The 15,030-nt window shown below is 61.0% G+C and carries 13 protein-coding genes; 10 read left to right on the top strand and 3 right to left on the bottom strand.

The window, feature by feature from the left end; all coding sequences use genetic code 11:
* Nucleotides 1–105 precede the first annotated feature (105 nt).
* Nucleotides 106–2,022 (bottom strand): sigma-54-dependent Fis family transcriptional regulator, encoded by a 1,917-nt coding sequence (locus tag J5M72_RS05935; RefSeq protein ID WP_207864621.1) that lies wholly within the window; start codon nucleotides 2,020–2,022, stop codon nucleotides 106–108.
* Nucleotides 2,023–2,320: 298 nt separating this feature from the next.
* On the opposite strand from J5M72_RS05935, the gene J5M72_RS05930 reads away from it, so the two are divergent.
* The 10 genes from J5M72_RS05930 (at nucleotide 2,321) to J5M72_RS05885 (ending at nucleotide 12,584) form a co-directional block, all read left to right on the top strand.
* A complete protein-coding gene (locus J5M72_RS05930) occupies nucleotides 2,321–3,841 on the top strand; it encodes an aldehyde dehydrogenase family protein (protein ID WP_134020938.1) in 1,521 nt (506 codons plus the stop codon).
* A gap of 233 nt (nucleotides 3,842–4,074) precedes the next feature.
* Nucleotides 4,075–5,445, top strand: a complete 1,371-nt coding sequence (eat, locus tag J5M72_RS05925; protein WP_207864619.1) for an ethanolamine permease — start codon at nucleotides 4,075–4,077, stop codon at nucleotides 5,443–5,445.
* A gap of 102 nt (nucleotides 5,446–5,547) precedes the next feature.
* Nucleotides 5,548–6,942 carry an ethanolamine ammonia-lyase subunit EutB gene (locus J5M72_RS05920; protein WP_169432083.1) on the top strand — a complete coding sequence of 465 codons (1,395 nt, stop codon included), beginning with the start codon at nucleotides 5,548–5,550 and terminating at the stop codon, nucleotides 6,940–6,942.
* Between the two features lie 5 nt (nucleotides 6,943–6,947).
* Nucleotides 6,948–7,772: an ethanolamine ammonia-lyase subunit EutC gene (eutC, locus tag J5M72_RS05915; protein ID WP_207864617.1), complete on the top strand. Its 825-nt coding sequence runs from the start codon at nucleotides 6,948–6,950 to the stop codon at nucleotides 7,770–7,772.
* A 115-nt stretch (nucleotides 7,773–7,887) separates the two neighbouring features.
* The gene (locus tag J5M72_RS05910) at nucleotides 7,888–8,349 is read left to right on the top strand and encodes a GNAT family N-acetyltransferase (protein WP_207864615.1); all 462 of its coding nucleotides are present in this window, start codon (nucleotides 7,888–7,890) and stop codon (nucleotides 8,347–8,349) included.
* Nucleotides 8,350–8,586: 237 nt separating this feature from the next.
* Nucleotides 8,587–9,237, top strand: a complete 651-nt coding sequence (locus J5M72_RS05905) for a DedA family protein (RefSeq protein WP_169432086.1) — start codon at nucleotides 8,587–8,589, stop codon at nucleotides 9,235–9,237.
* A 4-nt stretch (nucleotides 9,238–9,241) separates the two neighbouring features.
* Entirely contained in the window at nucleotides 9,242–10,054 is an 813-nt protein-coding gene (locus J5M72_RS05900) for a zinc-dependent peptidase (protein WP_207864613.1), read from the top strand.
* 112 nt (nucleotides 10,055–10,166) lie between these two features.
* Nucleotides 10,167–10,694: an inorganic diphosphatase gene (ppa, locus tag J5M72_RS05895; protein ID WP_007933577.1), complete on the top strand. Its 528-nt coding sequence runs from the start codon at nucleotides 10,167–10,169 to the stop codon at nucleotides 10,692–10,694.
* Nucleotides 10,695–10,915: 221 nt separating this feature from the next.
* A complete protein-coding gene (locus J5M72_RS05890) occupies nucleotides 10,916–11,656 on the top strand; it encodes a helix-turn-helix transcriptional regulator (protein ID WP_169432088.1) in 741 nt (246 codons plus the stop codon).
* 439 nt (nucleotides 11,657–12,095) lie between these two features.
* Entirely contained in the window at nucleotides 12,096–12,584 is a 489-nt protein-coding gene (locus tag J5M72_RS05885) for a hypothetical protein (protein WP_347709515.1), read from the top strand.
* Between the two features lie 9 nt (nucleotides 12,585–12,593).
* On the opposite strand, the gene J5M72_RS05880 is transcribed toward J5M72_RS05885, so the two are convergent.
* Both J5M72_RS05880 and J5M72_RS05875 read right to left on the bottom strand, forming a co-directional pair.
* Nucleotides 12,594–13,406 carry a DUF2135 domain-containing protein gene (locus J5M72_RS05880; protein ID WP_207864611.1) on the bottom strand — a complete coding sequence of 271 codons (813 nt, stop codon included), beginning with the start codon at nucleotides 13,404–13,406 and terminating at the stop codon, nucleotides 12,594–12,596.
* Between the two features lie 3 nt (nucleotides 13,407–13,409).
* Nucleotides 13,410–15,029, bottom strand: coding sequence for a DUF2300 domain-containing protein (locus J5M72_RS05875; RefSeq protein ID WP_207864609.1), 1,620 nt, complete (start codon nucleotides 15,027–15,029; stop codon nucleotides 13,410–13,412).
* Between the last annotated feature and the right edge of the window lies 1 nt (nucleotide 15,030).

Below are 15,030 nucleotides of genomic sequence, written 5' to 3'. Positions count from 1 at the left end.
CTGATCACCCGACATGATCGTTCCCACGCTCTGCGTGGGAATGCAGCACAGGACGCTCTGCGTCCAAAAGCGGACGCAGAGCGTGGGAGCGATCGGCAGGAGTATTCAGGCGGTTCGGGCAATCCCGTGCTTGCGCAACTTTCTATAGAGCGTATTGCGGCTCACGCCGAGCTGTTGCGCCGTGTGGGTCATGTGCCAGCGCGTGTGTTCCAGCGCATTGAGCAACGCCAGCCGCTCGGCATCTTCCAGTGGATGTTCGGACGACGCTTCATCGACGTTGACCAGCAGCGGCTGCACCTGCCGGAGCATCGCCGGCAAGTCCTCCAGCCCGATCCGCCCTTCATCGCACAACGCCGCCAGTGTGCGCAGCACATTGCGCATCTGCCGCACATTGCCCGGCCAGTTGAACCCGAGCAAAGCCCGGCGCGCCGGCTCGTCAATCAGGATCCTTTCCCCGCCCGCCTCTTCGGCCAGCAGAAAATCCAGCAACTGCGACTTGTCACTGCGCTCGCGCAACGGCGGCAGCGCCACTTCCAGCCCGTTGAGCCGGTAATACAAATCCTCCCGGAAACTGCCGCCGCCAACCCGTTCCAGCAAATTGCGGTGAGTGGCACTGATGATCCGCACGTTGACCGCTTCGGGCTCGCCACCGATCGGCACCACCTGCCGGTCTTCCAGCACTCGCAACAGCCGGGTTTGCAGTGCCAGCGGCATGTCGCCGATTTCATCGAGAAACAACGTACCGCCATCGGCCTGCTGCAGCTTGCCGCGCATGCCGTCCTTGCGCGCACCGGTGAAACTGCCGCCGCGATAGCCGAACAACTCGCTCTCGATCAGGCTTTCAGGTATCGCTGCGCAGTTGAGGGCAACGAAAGCCTTGCTCGCACGCTGACTGGCCTGATGCACAGCCTTGGCAAATGCTTCCTTGCCGGAGCCTGTCTCGCCATTGATCAGCAGCGGCACGTCGCGCTCGAACACCCGCAGGGCCTTGCGAAAAGCCGCTTGCAGCCCGGCGTCGCCCAGGCAAATGCCGGACAGGCGCGGCGCCTCGGGAACTGCCGGTTTCGGCAGCACGGGAGACGGCTTGCGCGCTTCTGCGCGCAACACCGCAAACAGATGCCGCCCGTCTCGGGTGCGCAGCGGCCAGCTTGCGCTGGCATGGGCACTGGCGCGCCCCAGCAACTCATCCAGCGAACAATCGAAAAACGCCTCCACCGGTTTACCGAGCAAACCACCACGAATGTGTCCCAGCAGATTCAATGCGCTCTGATTGACCGCACTGATCCGCCCTTCCCCGTCAAACGCCAGCAGCCCTTCGCTGAACAGCCCGACGGATTCGGCCTGGAGATGGAAACGCAGCAACCATTGATTATCGAAACAGCGCAGGAAATAGCAGCTCTCGATCATCTTCGCCGACAGATTGACCAGCGCCATGGTGTGGAACTGGCTCTGGCGCGAAACGTCCGGCCGCGCCGAGGACACGTCGAGCACCGCCAGCAAGTCGCCGTGGGGGTCGAACACCGGGCTCGCCGAGCAAGTCAGGCCGGTGTGGCGCCCGCGAAAGTGTTCGTCCTGATGGATGGTCAAAGCCTGACGTTCAACCAGGCAAGTGCCGATACCGTTGGTGCCTTCGCAGGCCTCGCTCCAGTCGGAACCCAGCCAGAGGCCGGCGCGTTCGAAGATCTTGCGTTCGGCGGGAGCCGTGACGCAGTTGAGGATCACCCCGCGCGCATCGGTCAGCAGCACCGCGTGTCCGGCGCCGGAGAGTTGTTGATGCAGGCTGCTCATTTCGTTGCCGGCGATCTGCAACACCTGCTGCAGCCGTTCGCGGCTTTCGAGGACGCGTCCGTGCTCGAGCACGGTCGGCGCCATGGTCAGGGCCGGGTCGAGGTGATAGTCCTCAAGACAACGCAGCCACGAGCGGGCAATCGACGGGTCGGCACCGGGGCCATGCAGGTGCGGCTTGCCCTGGGTGACGGTAAGAACCTGTTGGGCATGGCGACTCAAATGGTTGTCGTGCATTTCTTATTATTCTCCCCGAGGCTCATCGGCCCATGCGTGAAGTGGTGCCCAGCATCCTCCACCCCACCGGTCTTTGCAATGCTGGCAAGACCGCCCGGTCACGGGTTGTGCCAGAAGCGGTACAAACTGTCACTCAAGCTGTACCGATACCGTCACAGACGCTTGCCACTTGTCCGACACAAACCTCGCAAGGCCTTGATTTGCCTGACCTGCACGGCAGTGGCCCGCCCTTTGCTCTACGCTTATGGCAAGCGCTCATGCGCGTTTCTCTAATAAGTACAAAGCCAAGGAGAACATCATGCGTTACGCCCACCCCGGTACTGAAGGCGCCAAAGTCTCGTTCAAGAGCAAGTACGGTAACTACATCGGCGGCGAGTTCGTCGCGCCTGTCAAAGGTCAGTACTTCACCAATACCTCGCCAGTGAATGGCCAGCCGATTGCCGAATTCCCGCGCTCCACGGCCGAAGACATCGAAAAGGCCCTGGACGCCGCCCACGCCGCTGCCGATGCCTGGGGCTCCACTTCCGCCCAGGCCCGCTCGCTGATTCTGCTGAAAATCGCCGACCGCATCGAACAGAACCTCGAAACCCTGGCGATCACCGAAACCTGGGACAACGGCAAAGCCATCCGCGAAACCCTCAACGCCGACATCCCGCTGGCCGCCGACCACTTCCGCTATTTCGCCGGGTGCCTGCGCGCCCAGGAAGGCAGCGCTGCCGAGATCGATGGCAATACCGTCGCTTATCACATCCATGAACCGCTGGGCGTGGTCGGCCAGATCATCCCGTGGAACTTCCCGATCCTGATGGCCGCGTGGAAACTCGCCCCGGCCCTGGCCGCCGGCAACTGCGTGGTGCTCAAACCTGCCGAGCAAACCCCGCTGGGTATCAGTGTGCTGCTGGAGCTGATCGGCGACCTGCTGCCGCCGGGCGTGCTCAACGTGGTGCAAGGGTTCGGCAAGGAAGCCGGCGAAGCCCTGGCCACCAGCAAGCGCATCGCCAAGATCGCGTTCACCGGCTCGACGCCGGTCGGCTCGCACATCATGAAGTGCGCCGCCGAAAACATCATTCCGTCCACCGTGGAACTGGGCGGCAAGTCGCCGAACATCTTCTTCGAAGACATCATGCAGGCCGAGCCAAGCTTCATTGAAAAAGCCGCCGAAGGCCTGGTGCTGGCGTTCTTCAACCAGGGCGAAGTCTGCACCTGCCCGTCCCGTGCACTGGTTCAGGAATCGATCTATCCGCAGTTCATGGAAGCGGTGATGAAGAAGGTCAGCCAGATCAAACGTGGCGACCCGCTCGACACCGACACCATGGTCGGCGCCCAGGCGTCCGAACAGCAATTCGACAAGATCCTGTCGTACCTGGAAATCGCCAAGGGCGAAGGTGCCGAGTTGCTGACCGGCGGCAAGGTGGAAAAACTCGAGGGCAGCCTGGCGACCGGGTATTACATCCAGCCGACCCTGCTCAAGGGCACCAACAAGATGCGTGTGTTCCAGGAAGAAATCTTCGGCCCGGTGGTGAGCATCACCACCTTCAAGGACGAAGCCGAAGCCCTGGCCATCGCCAACGACACCGAGTTCGGCCTCGGCGCCGGCCTCTGGACCCGCGACATCAACCGCGCCTATCGCATGGGCCGCGCCATCAAGGCCGGTCGTGTGTGGACCAACTGCTACCACCTTTACCCGGCGCATGCCGCGTTCGGCGGGTACAAGAAGTCCGGCGTCGGCCGTGAAACCCACAAGATGATGCTCGACCACTACCAGCAGACCAAAAACCTGCTGGTGAGCTACGACATCAATCCGCTGGGCTTCTTCTAAAAAACCGGGCGACACCGAACTATCGGTGTCGCCCTTTTAATTGCTATCGCTGGCAAGCCAGCGATGGCGTCCTTAATGACACAACACGAAGCCTGGCCGCTCTGGCACGGGCCTTGCGTACCCGTCATTCAGGATTTGCCTGAACACCGCCGCTGCGTGAACAGCATCCATCCACTCAAACCCTGCACCCGAAAGTCCAACAGATCGAACAATAAAAAAGACAGAGAGGACTTATGACTTCCACCACACAGCTCAAACCCACACTCGGCACCCTGCATCTGTGGGGCATCGCCGTCGGCCTGGTGATTTCCGGCGAATACTTCGGCTGGAGTTACGGCTGGGGCACGGCGGGAACCCTGGGTTTCCTGGTCACGGCCCTGATGGTTGCGACCATGTACACCTGCTTCATCTTCAGTTTCACCGAACTGACCACCGCGATTCCCCACGCGGGCGGGCCGTTTGCCTACAGCCGCCGGGCCTTTGGCGAGAAAGGCGGGTTGATCGCCGGGATCGCCACGCTGATCGAATTCGTGTTCGCCCCGCCGGCCATCGCCATGGCCATCGGCGCCTATCTCAATGTGCAATACCCGGAGCTTGATCCGAAAGTCGCGGCGGTCGGCGCGTATTTCGTGTTCATGACCCTGAACATCCTCGGCGTCAGCATCGCCGCGACGTTTGAGTTGGTGGTCACCGTGCTGGCCGTTGCTGAATTGCTGGTGTTCATGGGCGTCGTTGCACCGGGCTTCAGCTTCAGCAATTTCGTGCTCAATGGCTGGTCGGGCTCCAGCGAGTTCAGCCTCGGCTCGATTCCCGGGATCTTCGCCGCCATTCCCTTCGCGATCTGGTTTTTCCTCGCCATCGAAGGCGCAGCCATGGCGGCCGAGGAAGCCAAGGACCCGAAACGCACGATTCCCAAGGCTTATGTCAGCGGCATCCTGACCCTGGTGTTCCTGGCCATCGGCGTGATGGTGATGGCCGGCGGTGTCGGCGACTGGCGACAACTGGCGAACATCAACGATCCGCTGCCCCAGGCAATGAAAGCGGTAGTCGGCAACAACTCGACGTGGATGCACATGCTGGTGTGGATCGGTCTGTTCGGGCTGGTGGCGAGTTTCCACGGGATCATTCTGGGCTACTCACGGCAGTTCTTTGCCCTGGCCCGGGCCGGTTACCTGCCGAAAAGTCTGGCCAAACTCTCGCGTTTCCAGACCCCTCACCGGGCGATCCTGGCCGGTGGCGTGATCGGCATTGCTGCGATCTACAGCGACGGCCTGGTCAATCTGCAAGGCATGACCCTCACGGCGGCGATGATCACCATGTCGGTGTTCGGCGCCATCGTGATGTACATCATCAGCATGCTCAGCCTGTTCAAACTGCGCAAAACCGAGCCGAACCTTGAGCGTACCTTCCGCGCCCCGGGTTATCCGATCGTGCCGGGGATCGCGTTGTTTCTGGCGCTGGTGTGCCTGGTGGCGATGGCTTGGTTCAACACGCTGATCGGTTGTGTGTTCCTCGGGTTCATGGCCGCCGGTTACCTGTACTTCCATCTGACCGCCAAGCAACGCTCCGAAGCACCGGCAGACGCTATGCTCGAAGGTATCTAGTTGCACCGGCACCGGGCGTTTCGCCCGGTGCCCGCTATATAGAAGTGCATAAAGATCCAATGTGGGATCGAGTTATCCACAGAATCAAGAGGACACCGCCCCATGGCCGCATTTGCCCATACCGTCGGCGCCCAGACCTACCGCTTCGACAGCCTCAAGGATGTGATGGCCAAGGCCAGCCCGGCGCGCTCCGGGGATTTCCTCGCTGGAGTCGCTGCGCTCAACGATGGCGAGCGGGTCGCCGCGCAAATGGCGCTGGCCGACATCCCGCTTACGCATTTCCTGCAGGAAGCGCTGATTCCTTACGAGTCCGATGAAGTCACCCGGCTGATCATCGACAGCCACGACAAACAGGCTTTCGCCGTGGTCAGCCACCTTACCGTCGGTGGTTTTCGCGACTGGCTGCTCAGCGAAGCGGCCGACGAGTCCAGCCTGCGCGCCCTCGCCCCCGGCCTGACGCCGGAAATGGTCGCCGCCGTGTCGAAGATCATGCGCGTGCAGGATCTGGTGCTGGTAGCGCAGAAGATCCGCGTCGTCACGAAGTTTCGCGGCACCCTTGGCCTGCGCGGACGGTTATCCACAAGGCTGCAACCCAATCACCCGACCGACGAGCCGTCCGGCATCGCCGCGAGCATTCTCGACGGTCTGTTGTACGGCAACGGCGACGCCATGATCGGCATCAACCCGGCCACCGACAGCATCGCCTCGATCTGCGCGATGCTGGAAATGCTCGACGCAATCATCCAGCGCTACGACATTCCGACCCAGGCCTGTGTGCTGACCCACGTCACCACCTCTATAGAAGCAATCAATCGTGGCGTGCCGCTGGATCTGGTGTTCCAGTCGATTGCCGGCACCGAAGCGGCCAATGCCAGTTTCGGTATCAACCTCAACATCTTGCAGGAGGGTTATGAAGCGGGCCTGAGCCTCAATCGCGGCACACTCGGGCAGAACCTGATGTATTTCGAAACCGGCCAGGGCAGCGCACTGTCGGCCAACGCCCACCACGGCGTCGATCAACAGACCTGCGAGACCCGGGCCTATGCCGTGGCGCGGCATTTCAAGCCGTTTCTGGTGAACACCGTCGTAGGCTTCATCGGCCCGGAATACCTCTACAACGGCAAACAGATCATCCGCGCCGGCCTCGAAGACCACTTCTGCGGCAAGTTGCTCGGCGTGCCGATGGGTTGCGACATCTGCTACACCAACCACGCCGAAGCCGACCAGGATGACATGGACACCCTGCTGACCCTGTTGGGCGTGGCGGGGATCAACTTCATCATGGGCATCCCCGGCTCCGACGACATCATGCTCAACTACCAGACCACCTCGTTCCACGACGCCCTCTACGCCCGCCAGACCCTGGGCCTGAAACCGGCGCCGGAGTTCGAACAGTGGCTGGCGAACATGGGCATCTTCACCCAGGCGGACGGCAAGGTCCGCTTCGGCAACAACCTGCCGCCGGCGTTTCGCCAGGCGTTGGCGCAACTGGGATGAGTCAGATGGAAAAACCGCCCGTCGATCCACAAAACCCGTGGCTGGAGCTGCGTCGTCTGACCCCGGCGCGCATAGCCCTTGGCCGCACCGGCACCAGCCTGCCGACCCATGCGCAACTGGATTTCCAGTACGCCCACGCCCAGGCGCGGGACGCGGTGCATTTGCCGTTCGATCACGCCGGGCTCCGCGCCCAACTGACCGGGCGCCAGCGCGACAGCCTGCTGCTGCACAGCGCGGCGGTGGATCGCAACAGTTACCTGCAACGCCCGGATCTGGGGCGCAAGTTGAGCGATCAATCGGCGCAAGCCCTGCGCGAATACGCGCTGGCGCATCCGGGCGGGGTGGATCTGGTGATCGTGGTGGCTGATGGTCTCTCGGCGCTGGCGGTGCATCGGCATACCCTGCCGTTTCTCACCCGTCTGGAAGAACAGATGAGCGCCGACGAATGGTCGACAGCGCCGGTAGTGCTGGTGGAACAGGGCCGAGTGGCGATTGGCGATGAAATCGGCCAGTTGCTGGGCGCGAAAATGGTCGTGATGCTGATTGGAGAGCGCCCCGGCCTCAGCTCACCGGACAGCCTGGGTTTATATTTCACCTACAATCCAAAGATCGGCCTCACGGATGCTTACCGCAACTGCATCTCCAATGTGCGGCTGGAAGGGCTCAGTTACGGCATGGCGGCGCATCGCTTGCTGTACCTGATGCGCGAAGCCTGTCGGCGACAGCTGTCGGGCGTCAATCTGAAGGACGAGGCGCAGGTGCAGACGCTGGAATCGGAAGCCGGTGCAGACATGAAGAGTAATTTCCTGCTCGATCCGCCCCCCGCCTGAACCGTTTCCGCATTGCGTTTCTGCGCCGGTTTCAGGCAGGATCGATGCACGGCCGCCCGGGTTTCCCATCGCCGTCAGAGCAGTTGAAGACAGCCACTTGAAGACGAGACCTATCATGCGGATTATTCAAGCGACCCTCGAACACCTGGACCTGCTGGCCCCGCTGTTCGTCAAATATCGCGAGTTCTACGGTTCCCTGCCCTATCCGGACTCGTCCCGGGCATTCCTCGAAAAACGCCTGCGGCGCAAGGAATCGGTGATTTACCTGGCCTTGGCCGATGACGACGACAAGAAGCTGATGGGTTTCTGCCAGCTCTACCCGAGCTTTTCCTCACTGTCGCTCAAGCGGGTGTGGATCCTCAATGACATCTACGTCGCCGAAGATGCCCGCCGTCAACTGGTCGCCGACAACCTGATCCGCACCGCCAAGCGCATGGCCAAGGAAACCCAGGCTGTGCGCATGCGCGTTTCCACCAGCAGCGACAACGAAGTGGCGCAAAAAACCTACGAATCCATCGGATTCAAGGAAGACACCGAGTTCAAGAACTACGTGCTGCCGATCAGCGACGAACTCTGATTTTTTCTAACAGTGTGGATGCAGGCCTTTGTGAAGAAGGTGCAACACCCTCGCCACAAAGGCCTGCACCTCACTCCGCCCTCGAAACGCCCCGCTACAAAACCAACGCGCTTTTCACCTGTCAGATCGTATAATCCTGTGCTTTCCGGCTTGTAAGAAAAACTACAACCGCTTGTAGGCTTACACCGAATCATCCGCACAGGCCTGCCGAGTCGGGCCATCACCACAGGTGCCCACATGGATTTCAACCCGATCGATATCATCCTGCATCTCGACGTCTACCTCGACATGCTGGTGAACAACTATGGGACCTGGATCTACGCCATCCTGTTTCTGGTCATTTTTTGCGAAACCGGCCTGGTGGTCACACCGTTCCTGCCGGGTGATTCGTTGCTGTTCATCGCCGGGGCAGTCGCTGCAGGCGGCGGCATGGACCCGGTACTGCTGGCCGGTCTGTTGATGCTGGCGGCAATCCTCGGAGACAGCACCAACTACGTGATCGGACGAACCGCCGGCGAGAAGCTGTTCAGCAATCCGAATTCGAAGATCTTCCGTCGCGACTATCTGCAACAGACCCACGACTTCTATGACAAGCACGGCGGCAAAACCGTGACCCTGGCGCGCTTCCTGCCGATCATCCGCACCTTTGCCCCGTTCGTCGCCGGTGTCGCGAAGATGCCTTACCCGCGCTTCTTCGGCTTCAGCGTGTTCGGTACCGTCCTGTGGGTCGGCGGTCTCGTAACGCTGGGTTACTTCTTCGGCAACGTGCCGTTCATCAAGAAGAACCTGTCGCTGCTGGTGGTCGGCATCATCCTGCTGTCGCTGGTGCCGATGATCATTGGCATGCTGCGCAGCCGTCTCGGCGGCGCCAAAGCCCAATCGCACTAATTCGATGTGGTCACTGAGCGCCTGGCGACGCCGGCGCACTCTGGCGAAGCATCCGATTGCCGATGACATGTGGCAGCGGGTGCGTCACCACTTGAGTTTCCTTGACGGCATCAGCGCCGCGGAAGATCAGTGGCTGCGCGAAGCCTGCGTACTGTTTCTCGAAGACAAGCACCTGACTGCCCTGCCCGGCGTCGAGCTGCATCAGGAACAACGCCTGCTGCTCGCCGCTCAGGCGCAATTGCCGCTGCTGCACCTTGGCGATTTGAACTGGTATCAGGGCTTCCACGAAATCATTCTGTACCCCGACGACTTCCTCAGCCCCCAGCGTCATCGCGATGCCAGTGGCGTCGAGCATGAGTGGGACGGCGAACACAGCGGTGAAGCCTGGCAACAAGGGCCGATCATCCTTGCCTGGCCCGGAGTGATGGCCAGTGGTGGCTGGGAAGGTTACAACCTGGTGATCCACGAACTGGCGCACAAACTCGACATGCTCAACGGTGACGCCAACGGCCTGCCACCGCTGCACGCCGACATGCGGGTAAAAGACTGGGCCCAAGTGATGCAGGCGGCGTACGACGACCTCAATCGCCAGCTCGACCGCCATCCCGACGCCGAAACCGCCATCGACCCGTATGCCGCCGAGAACCCGGCCGAGTTCTTCGCCGTCACCAGCGAGTACTTTTTCAGCGCCCCGGATCTGCTGCAGGAGGCTTATCCACAGGTGTATGCGCAGCTGCAGCTTTTCTACCGACAGGATCCCCTGGCACGACTGAAGCAACTTCAGGCCACGGACCCGGTCTATCAGGCACACGAGTAAGGCCTGGTCGACCTTCGGTGCATGGCATCGCGGGTGGAATATGCCTATAATCGCCGCCACTTTTTGGTCAATCCGGCCAAGTGTTTTGGTCTACTAACGGGGGCAACGCCCAATGAGCTACAGCAAGATTCCGGCTGGCAAAGACCTGCCGAACGACATCTACGTCGCGATCGAGATCCCGGCCAACCACGCGCCGATCAAATACGAAATCGACAAAGACAGCGATTGCCTGTTCGTTGACCGTTTCATGGCCACCCCGATGTTCTACCCGGCCAACTACGGTTACATCCCGAACACCCTGGCTGACGACGGTGATCCCCTGGACGTGCTGGTCGTAACCCCTTACCCGGTTGCTCCAGGTTCGGTGATCCGCGCGCGTCCGGTCGGCATCCTGAACATGACCGACGACGGCGGCGGCGATGCCAAAGTCATCGCAGTTCCACACGACAAGCTGTCGCAGCTGTACGTGGACGTGAAGGAATACACCGACCTGCCAGCCCTGCTGATCCAGCAGATCGAGCACTTCTTCGCGAACTACAAAGATCTCGAAAAAGGCAAATGGGTGAAAATCGAAGGCTGGGACGGCGCTGACGCTGCCCGTGCCGCGATCACCAAGTCGGTTGCCGCCTACAAAGGCTAAGCCTCGCGACCTGCGACACGCTTGAAGAAAACCCCGGTTGATCCGGGGTTTTTTGTGCCTGGGCGGCAAGGGCCTAAACAGCTTGTTTATGACGGCCTACAGAAAAGTTTTAGTGTGTGTAATTTCCCACAAGAACGCCTTACATCTCGTCGCAAAATTTGCCTCGATTTTGAACGCAAGGTTTATTCAAACCGCTCTGGGCCGGCCTTAGACTCGTGTTTATGAGAAAGAACACTAGTGGTCCAAGATTCAAGGCACTCCTGGAAGCTGCGAACATCACCACCACGGGATTCGCAAAGTTCTGGGGCACGGAAGCCCAAAACGTTCATAACTGGTACACCCGGGGCGTACCCGCGTACCGCATGGAAGAGGTCTCGCGCCTGCTGTCCGTCAACAGCCAATGGCTGAAGACCGGCGAAGGCCCGAAAGAAGCCCCGCGGTTGCACACAGATCCGGGTCAGACGTTCGATACCCAAGCCATCAGTGGCGTCTACACGGTGCTCGAATCCAACGACATCGCACTGCCGCTCTACAAGGAAGCGCCCACGACTGCCGGCTCCGGCAAGACCCACGTCATCAAGGACCCGGAGCAAACCGTCCGCCTGCCCCGCAGCCACCTCGAAACCCTGAACATCCACCCCACCGACGCCATCTGCACCCACATGATCGGCAACAGCATGGCGGAGAAAATCGAAGACGGCTCCACCCTCGCCATCGACCGCAGCCTCACCCAGGTGGTGGACGGCGAAATCTACGCCATCGAACACGACGGCATGCTGCGCATCAAATACCTGCACCGCATGCCCGGCAACGCCCTGCGCCTGCGCAGCCACAACAGCGCCGAATACCCGGACGAGATCTTCCGCGCGGCGCAGATCGAGGAGCAGAGGATTCATGTGCTGGGGTGGGTATTCTGGTGGTCGACACTGAACAAGCGGCGGCCGGTGGTGCCGTTTCTCTGACCCTCCATCACTCTGTGCCCCTGCACAGAACCGGGTGAGAGCGGGCTTGGTCCGGGCGGCGATCCGACGAAGAGGCCCGGATACACGGTACAAATTCCTGCGTCCTGCCGCACAAATCGCTCTATTACGCACTTGAGACTGGGCATCCCCAACAAAACTCAGTATCCTGCGCCCCACATTCGCGCATCGACCCGCCAAGCGGCCCAGATGACGCCTGACGCGGCAGACCACTGTCTGACCAAGTCCCACAGCCGGACGCAAGATCCGGATGTACGTTTTGAAGGCTGGCGCGGTTTACCAAAAATAAACCAAGCCAGTCCCCGAGAAGCCGGCCACAAGCCGGCTTTTTAATGCCTGTTGGAAAAGTGATTTTCGAGAGGCATTCAGCCAATTTCTGATCAACACCAAATTGTGCGGCAGGTACTTGCACAATTGTTCAGTGAAAAAGCTCTTGGCAACTTCGATGCTCAATACACTACAAGGACGTTCAAGATTGTTCCCATCTGCCCTGAATTCACGCCTGAAATCCGTCGGACTGGTTTCGACCATATGCCTCAGCCTGGCAGCTTGCGTGGGAGTAGGCATCTCCCTCCCGGAAAAAGTCACACTGAAAACCGACGCCTACAGAGCGCAAAGTTACCGCTCATTCACCCCGCAGATCACCCGAACAGCAAGATCAACTCCCACCCGCGAATGGTGCGGGATCACTGTCTGGGCGCTGGTGATCCCGGTGCCGTTGAAACTGCCGGTGTGCAATTCGTACTACGAGCAATCCTTTGGCAGCGACGAATTCGGCAGGGAAGTCGTCCTCCTCAACACGCAACAAACCGTGCCCTCCCCGCTCTACGCCTGCGGCCCACTCATGGTGCTGGGACCAATCGTTCACGGTTACGAAGGCAATGCCCTGTGCGGTGTTTTTCCTAAATGAACAGATGATTCATGGATAACTAAACGACTTCACCAACGTCAACTCCCCCACCGCCCGCATCGGCACCACGAACGTCTCCATCTTCTCGCTCGGCGTCCCTTCCTCGGTAATCACCGTCACCTGTGCGGTAGTCAACGGCTGCACCGCCTCTTCCCCACCCTCGTCATCCCCGCGATAGCCACCGCCGAAGTAGTTCACATACACCAGATACTGCCCCTTGATCGGCGCCGGCATGGCGAAGATCTCCGGGCCGTAGCCGGTGGTCACGTCGACGTCCAAAGCCGCACCATTGGGGGCGACGCGGTCGCCGTACCAGATGTGCGCGCCGTCAGGCGTGATCAGGTGCAGGTCAAGGTCGGTGCCGTCGCTGTCCCAGGACAGCAGCACGCGCAGTTTGGCCGGGGTGGCGCCGCCGCTGGCGTTGAGGAATTGGGTGCGATGGCGTTGCTGGCCGTCCGGGCTGCGGACTTCGACGCTGTTGCTGCCGTTGGGAAACGAGAACGGGCGGTCGAAGCGGCCGCTGTCGTCGATTTTCAGCGGCATGCTGACGCCGTTGACGATCAGGCGGCCGGGCTCTTTGTTTTTCGGGGTGGCTTTGATTTCGCCGCTGATGCGGGCGGTGTTGGCCTGACCGACCGGGGTGTTGACCGAGGAGGCCGGGTAGTTGACAGTCTGGCGGAAACTTTCACCCTCGCCTTCGGCCGCACCGGTGCGCCAGCCGCCGACCGGGGTGTCGAGTTTGACGCCGTCAGCGGCAATCACCGGCGAAGCAGCGGCAAATACGCAGAGCAACAGCAAGACCTGTGGATAACGGAGTGTCATGGTCTATTCCAGCAAAAGGTGACGGGCGAGCCCTTCGATATAGGTTTCATCCTGACCGTTGGGGTGTGCTTCAAAGGCCAGGTGCAGGTATTCGTGAGTCAGGTCGAGGCGATCCTGCAAGGACAGCACGCCGCGCACATAGATGCGCTGGCGTTCGCGGTCGACGAAGGGGCGGCCGAAGGCGAGTTTGCACACGGCGAACTTGCTGACTTCGTTGTAGCCGGTTTCGCTTTCCAGCTTCGGACGCCAGCCACGCCGCTGTTTTTGCAGCCAGTCCTGCGCGGCAGGCAACGCTTCGCAGGACGCCACCGGGTTATCCCAGCGACTGAGGCTGGCGCGTGGATAGGCGTGCAGCAGAATCGCGTCGTAACGCTGGCCGGCATGGGCTTGTTCGACGGCCTGCTGCCAGGCGAGTTTGTCGGGCCCGGGTTGATCGGAGTGATAGGTAACGGTGCTGCCGGCCAATACCAGATCCGCCGTCCAGGCGGCGATGCTGCGCGATTCGGCGGAAGCAGGACGCGGGGCGACACGCTGGCGGGTGCTGCTGTCATCGATGCTCAAACATTCGCCATTGCGCGTGGCGTTTTGCAGCAGATACGTGCGGATTGCCACGGCCAACGCTTTAGCCGCTTCGGCCGGTTCCGGTTTCGCTTCACGCTCCAACACACGGGCGACGTATTCTTCGCGATCCAGTCGTGCCACAAGCTTGTCGTTGAGCAGAAACAGTTCACCGTCGCTGTGGATATCCAGCGCATTGCCGTTGGCGAATTCGACGCGGTAATCGCCCTGCAACGGGCCCGAAGTCACCGCCCGATCACCGGCCAGAACCCGGGTAACGGGATAACGCGAAAACAGACCCACCTCGACACATCGCCCGCCGTCCGCCGGCCAGGAAGCAGGCAACACCGTCGCCAACGCCGAACCGTAATGCCGCAGAACCATCTGACTGGTACCCCGACCACCGGCCCAGATCGGCGAGCCGTCCGCCGTCCAGCCGGCGAATCCGCCCTGGCGTGATTGAGGGTCCTGATCGCCGAGCCAGCTCCAGGTTTTCACCCGCAGGCGCCCGCCGAGTTCACCGACGACATTGCCGTCCGACGCGTTCAGCACTACGTCGAGCAGCACACGACGCATCTGATCCTGGGCCGGCAGCCACGCCAAAACCTTCAGCAAGTCAGCCACGGAAACCCGAGTAGCCGGTTGCACCGATGGCAAATCCAGCAACCACGACGGCGCCTGTCGCGCCTGCCAATAGGTTCTCCAATCGCCAGCGGTTATGCCCAACCGCGCCGGCTCGAAATACAATCCGCACGATTTCACCAGCGCCTGATCACGCTCGATCTTGCCGCCCGCGGTGCAGCAATAAACCTCTTCCTTCGACTGCCCTCGACATTCATAAGCCGGTTCCCGCGCACCGGTATCCACCAGCCACGCGTAAACGAACACCTTCCACAGACTGCCCAGCGGCGTATCCAGAGACGAAGGCAGCGGCTCGCGAGCAGTCAGTTGCGTAGTGTTCAGCGACAGCAACTCGCCCTTGTAGGCCACGCGCAGCGGTTCATCCTGCGCCGTCGCCAGCGCAGGAATCACACACATCAGCAGCCACACCAGCGGCCGGGTCATG

This window comes from Pseudomonas sp. 58(2021) (assembly GCF_017491585.1).
In the GTDB taxonomy this organism is placed as follows: domain Bacteria; phylum Pseudomonadota; class Gammaproteobacteria; order Pseudomonadales; family Pseudomonadaceae; genus Aquipseudomonas; species Aquipseudomonas fluorescens_BT.
The sequence above is the reverse complement of the archived record's forward strand: the minus strand, read 5'-3'. Positions and strand labels throughout refer to the sequence as shown.

What these genes read in the sequence shown, in the direction of transcription:
- J5M72_RS05935 (WP_207864621.1), bottom strand. Translation starts at nt 2,022, where the DNA reads ATGCACGACAACCATTTGAGTCGCCATGCCCAACAGGTTCTTACCGTC.
- J5M72_RS05930 (WP_134020938.1), top strand. Translation starts at nt 2,321, where the DNA reads ATGCGTTACGCCCACCCCGGTACTGAAGGCGCCAAAGTCTCGTTCAAG.
- eat (WP_207864619.1), top strand. Translation starts at nt 4,075, where the DNA reads ATGACTTCCACCACACAGCTCAAACCCACACTCGGCACCCTGCATCTG.
- J5M72_RS05920 (WP_169432083.1), top strand. Translation starts at nt 5,548, where the DNA reads ATGGCCGCATTTGCCCATACCGTCGGCGCCCAGACCTACCGCTTCGAC.
- eutC (WP_207864617.1), top strand. Translation starts at nt 6,948, where the DNA reads ATGGAAAAACCGCCCGTCGATCCACAAAACCCGTGGCTGGAGCTGCGT.
- J5M72_RS05910 (WP_207864615.1), top strand. Translation starts at nt 7,888, where the DNA reads ATGCGGATTATTCAAGCGACCCTCGAACACCTGGACCTGCTGGCCCCG.
- J5M72_RS05905 (WP_169432086.1), top strand. Translation starts at nt 8,587, where the DNA reads ATGGATTTCAACCCGATCGATATCATCCTGCATCTCGACGTCTACCTC.
- J5M72_RS05900 (WP_207864613.1), top strand. Translation starts at nt 9,242, where the DNA reads ATGTGGTCACTGAGCGCCTGGCGACGCCGGCGCACTCTGGCGAAGCAT.
- ppa (WP_007933577.1), top strand. Translation starts at nt 10,167, where the DNA reads ATGAGCTACAGCAAGATTCCGGCTGGCAAAGACCTGCCGAACGACATC.
- J5M72_RS05890 (WP_169432088.1), top strand. Translation starts at nt 10,916, where the DNA reads ATGAGAAAGAACACTAGTGGTCCAAGATTCAAGGCACTCCTGGAAGCT.
- J5M72_RS05880 (WP_207864611.1), bottom strand. Translation starts at nt 13,406, where the DNA reads ATGACACTCCGTTATCCACAGGTCTTGCTGTTGCTCTGCGTATTTGCC.
- J5M72_RS05875 (WP_207864609.1), bottom strand. Translation starts at nt 15,029, where the DNA reads ATGACCCGGCCGCTGGTGTGGCTGCTGATGTGTGTGATTCCTGCGCTG.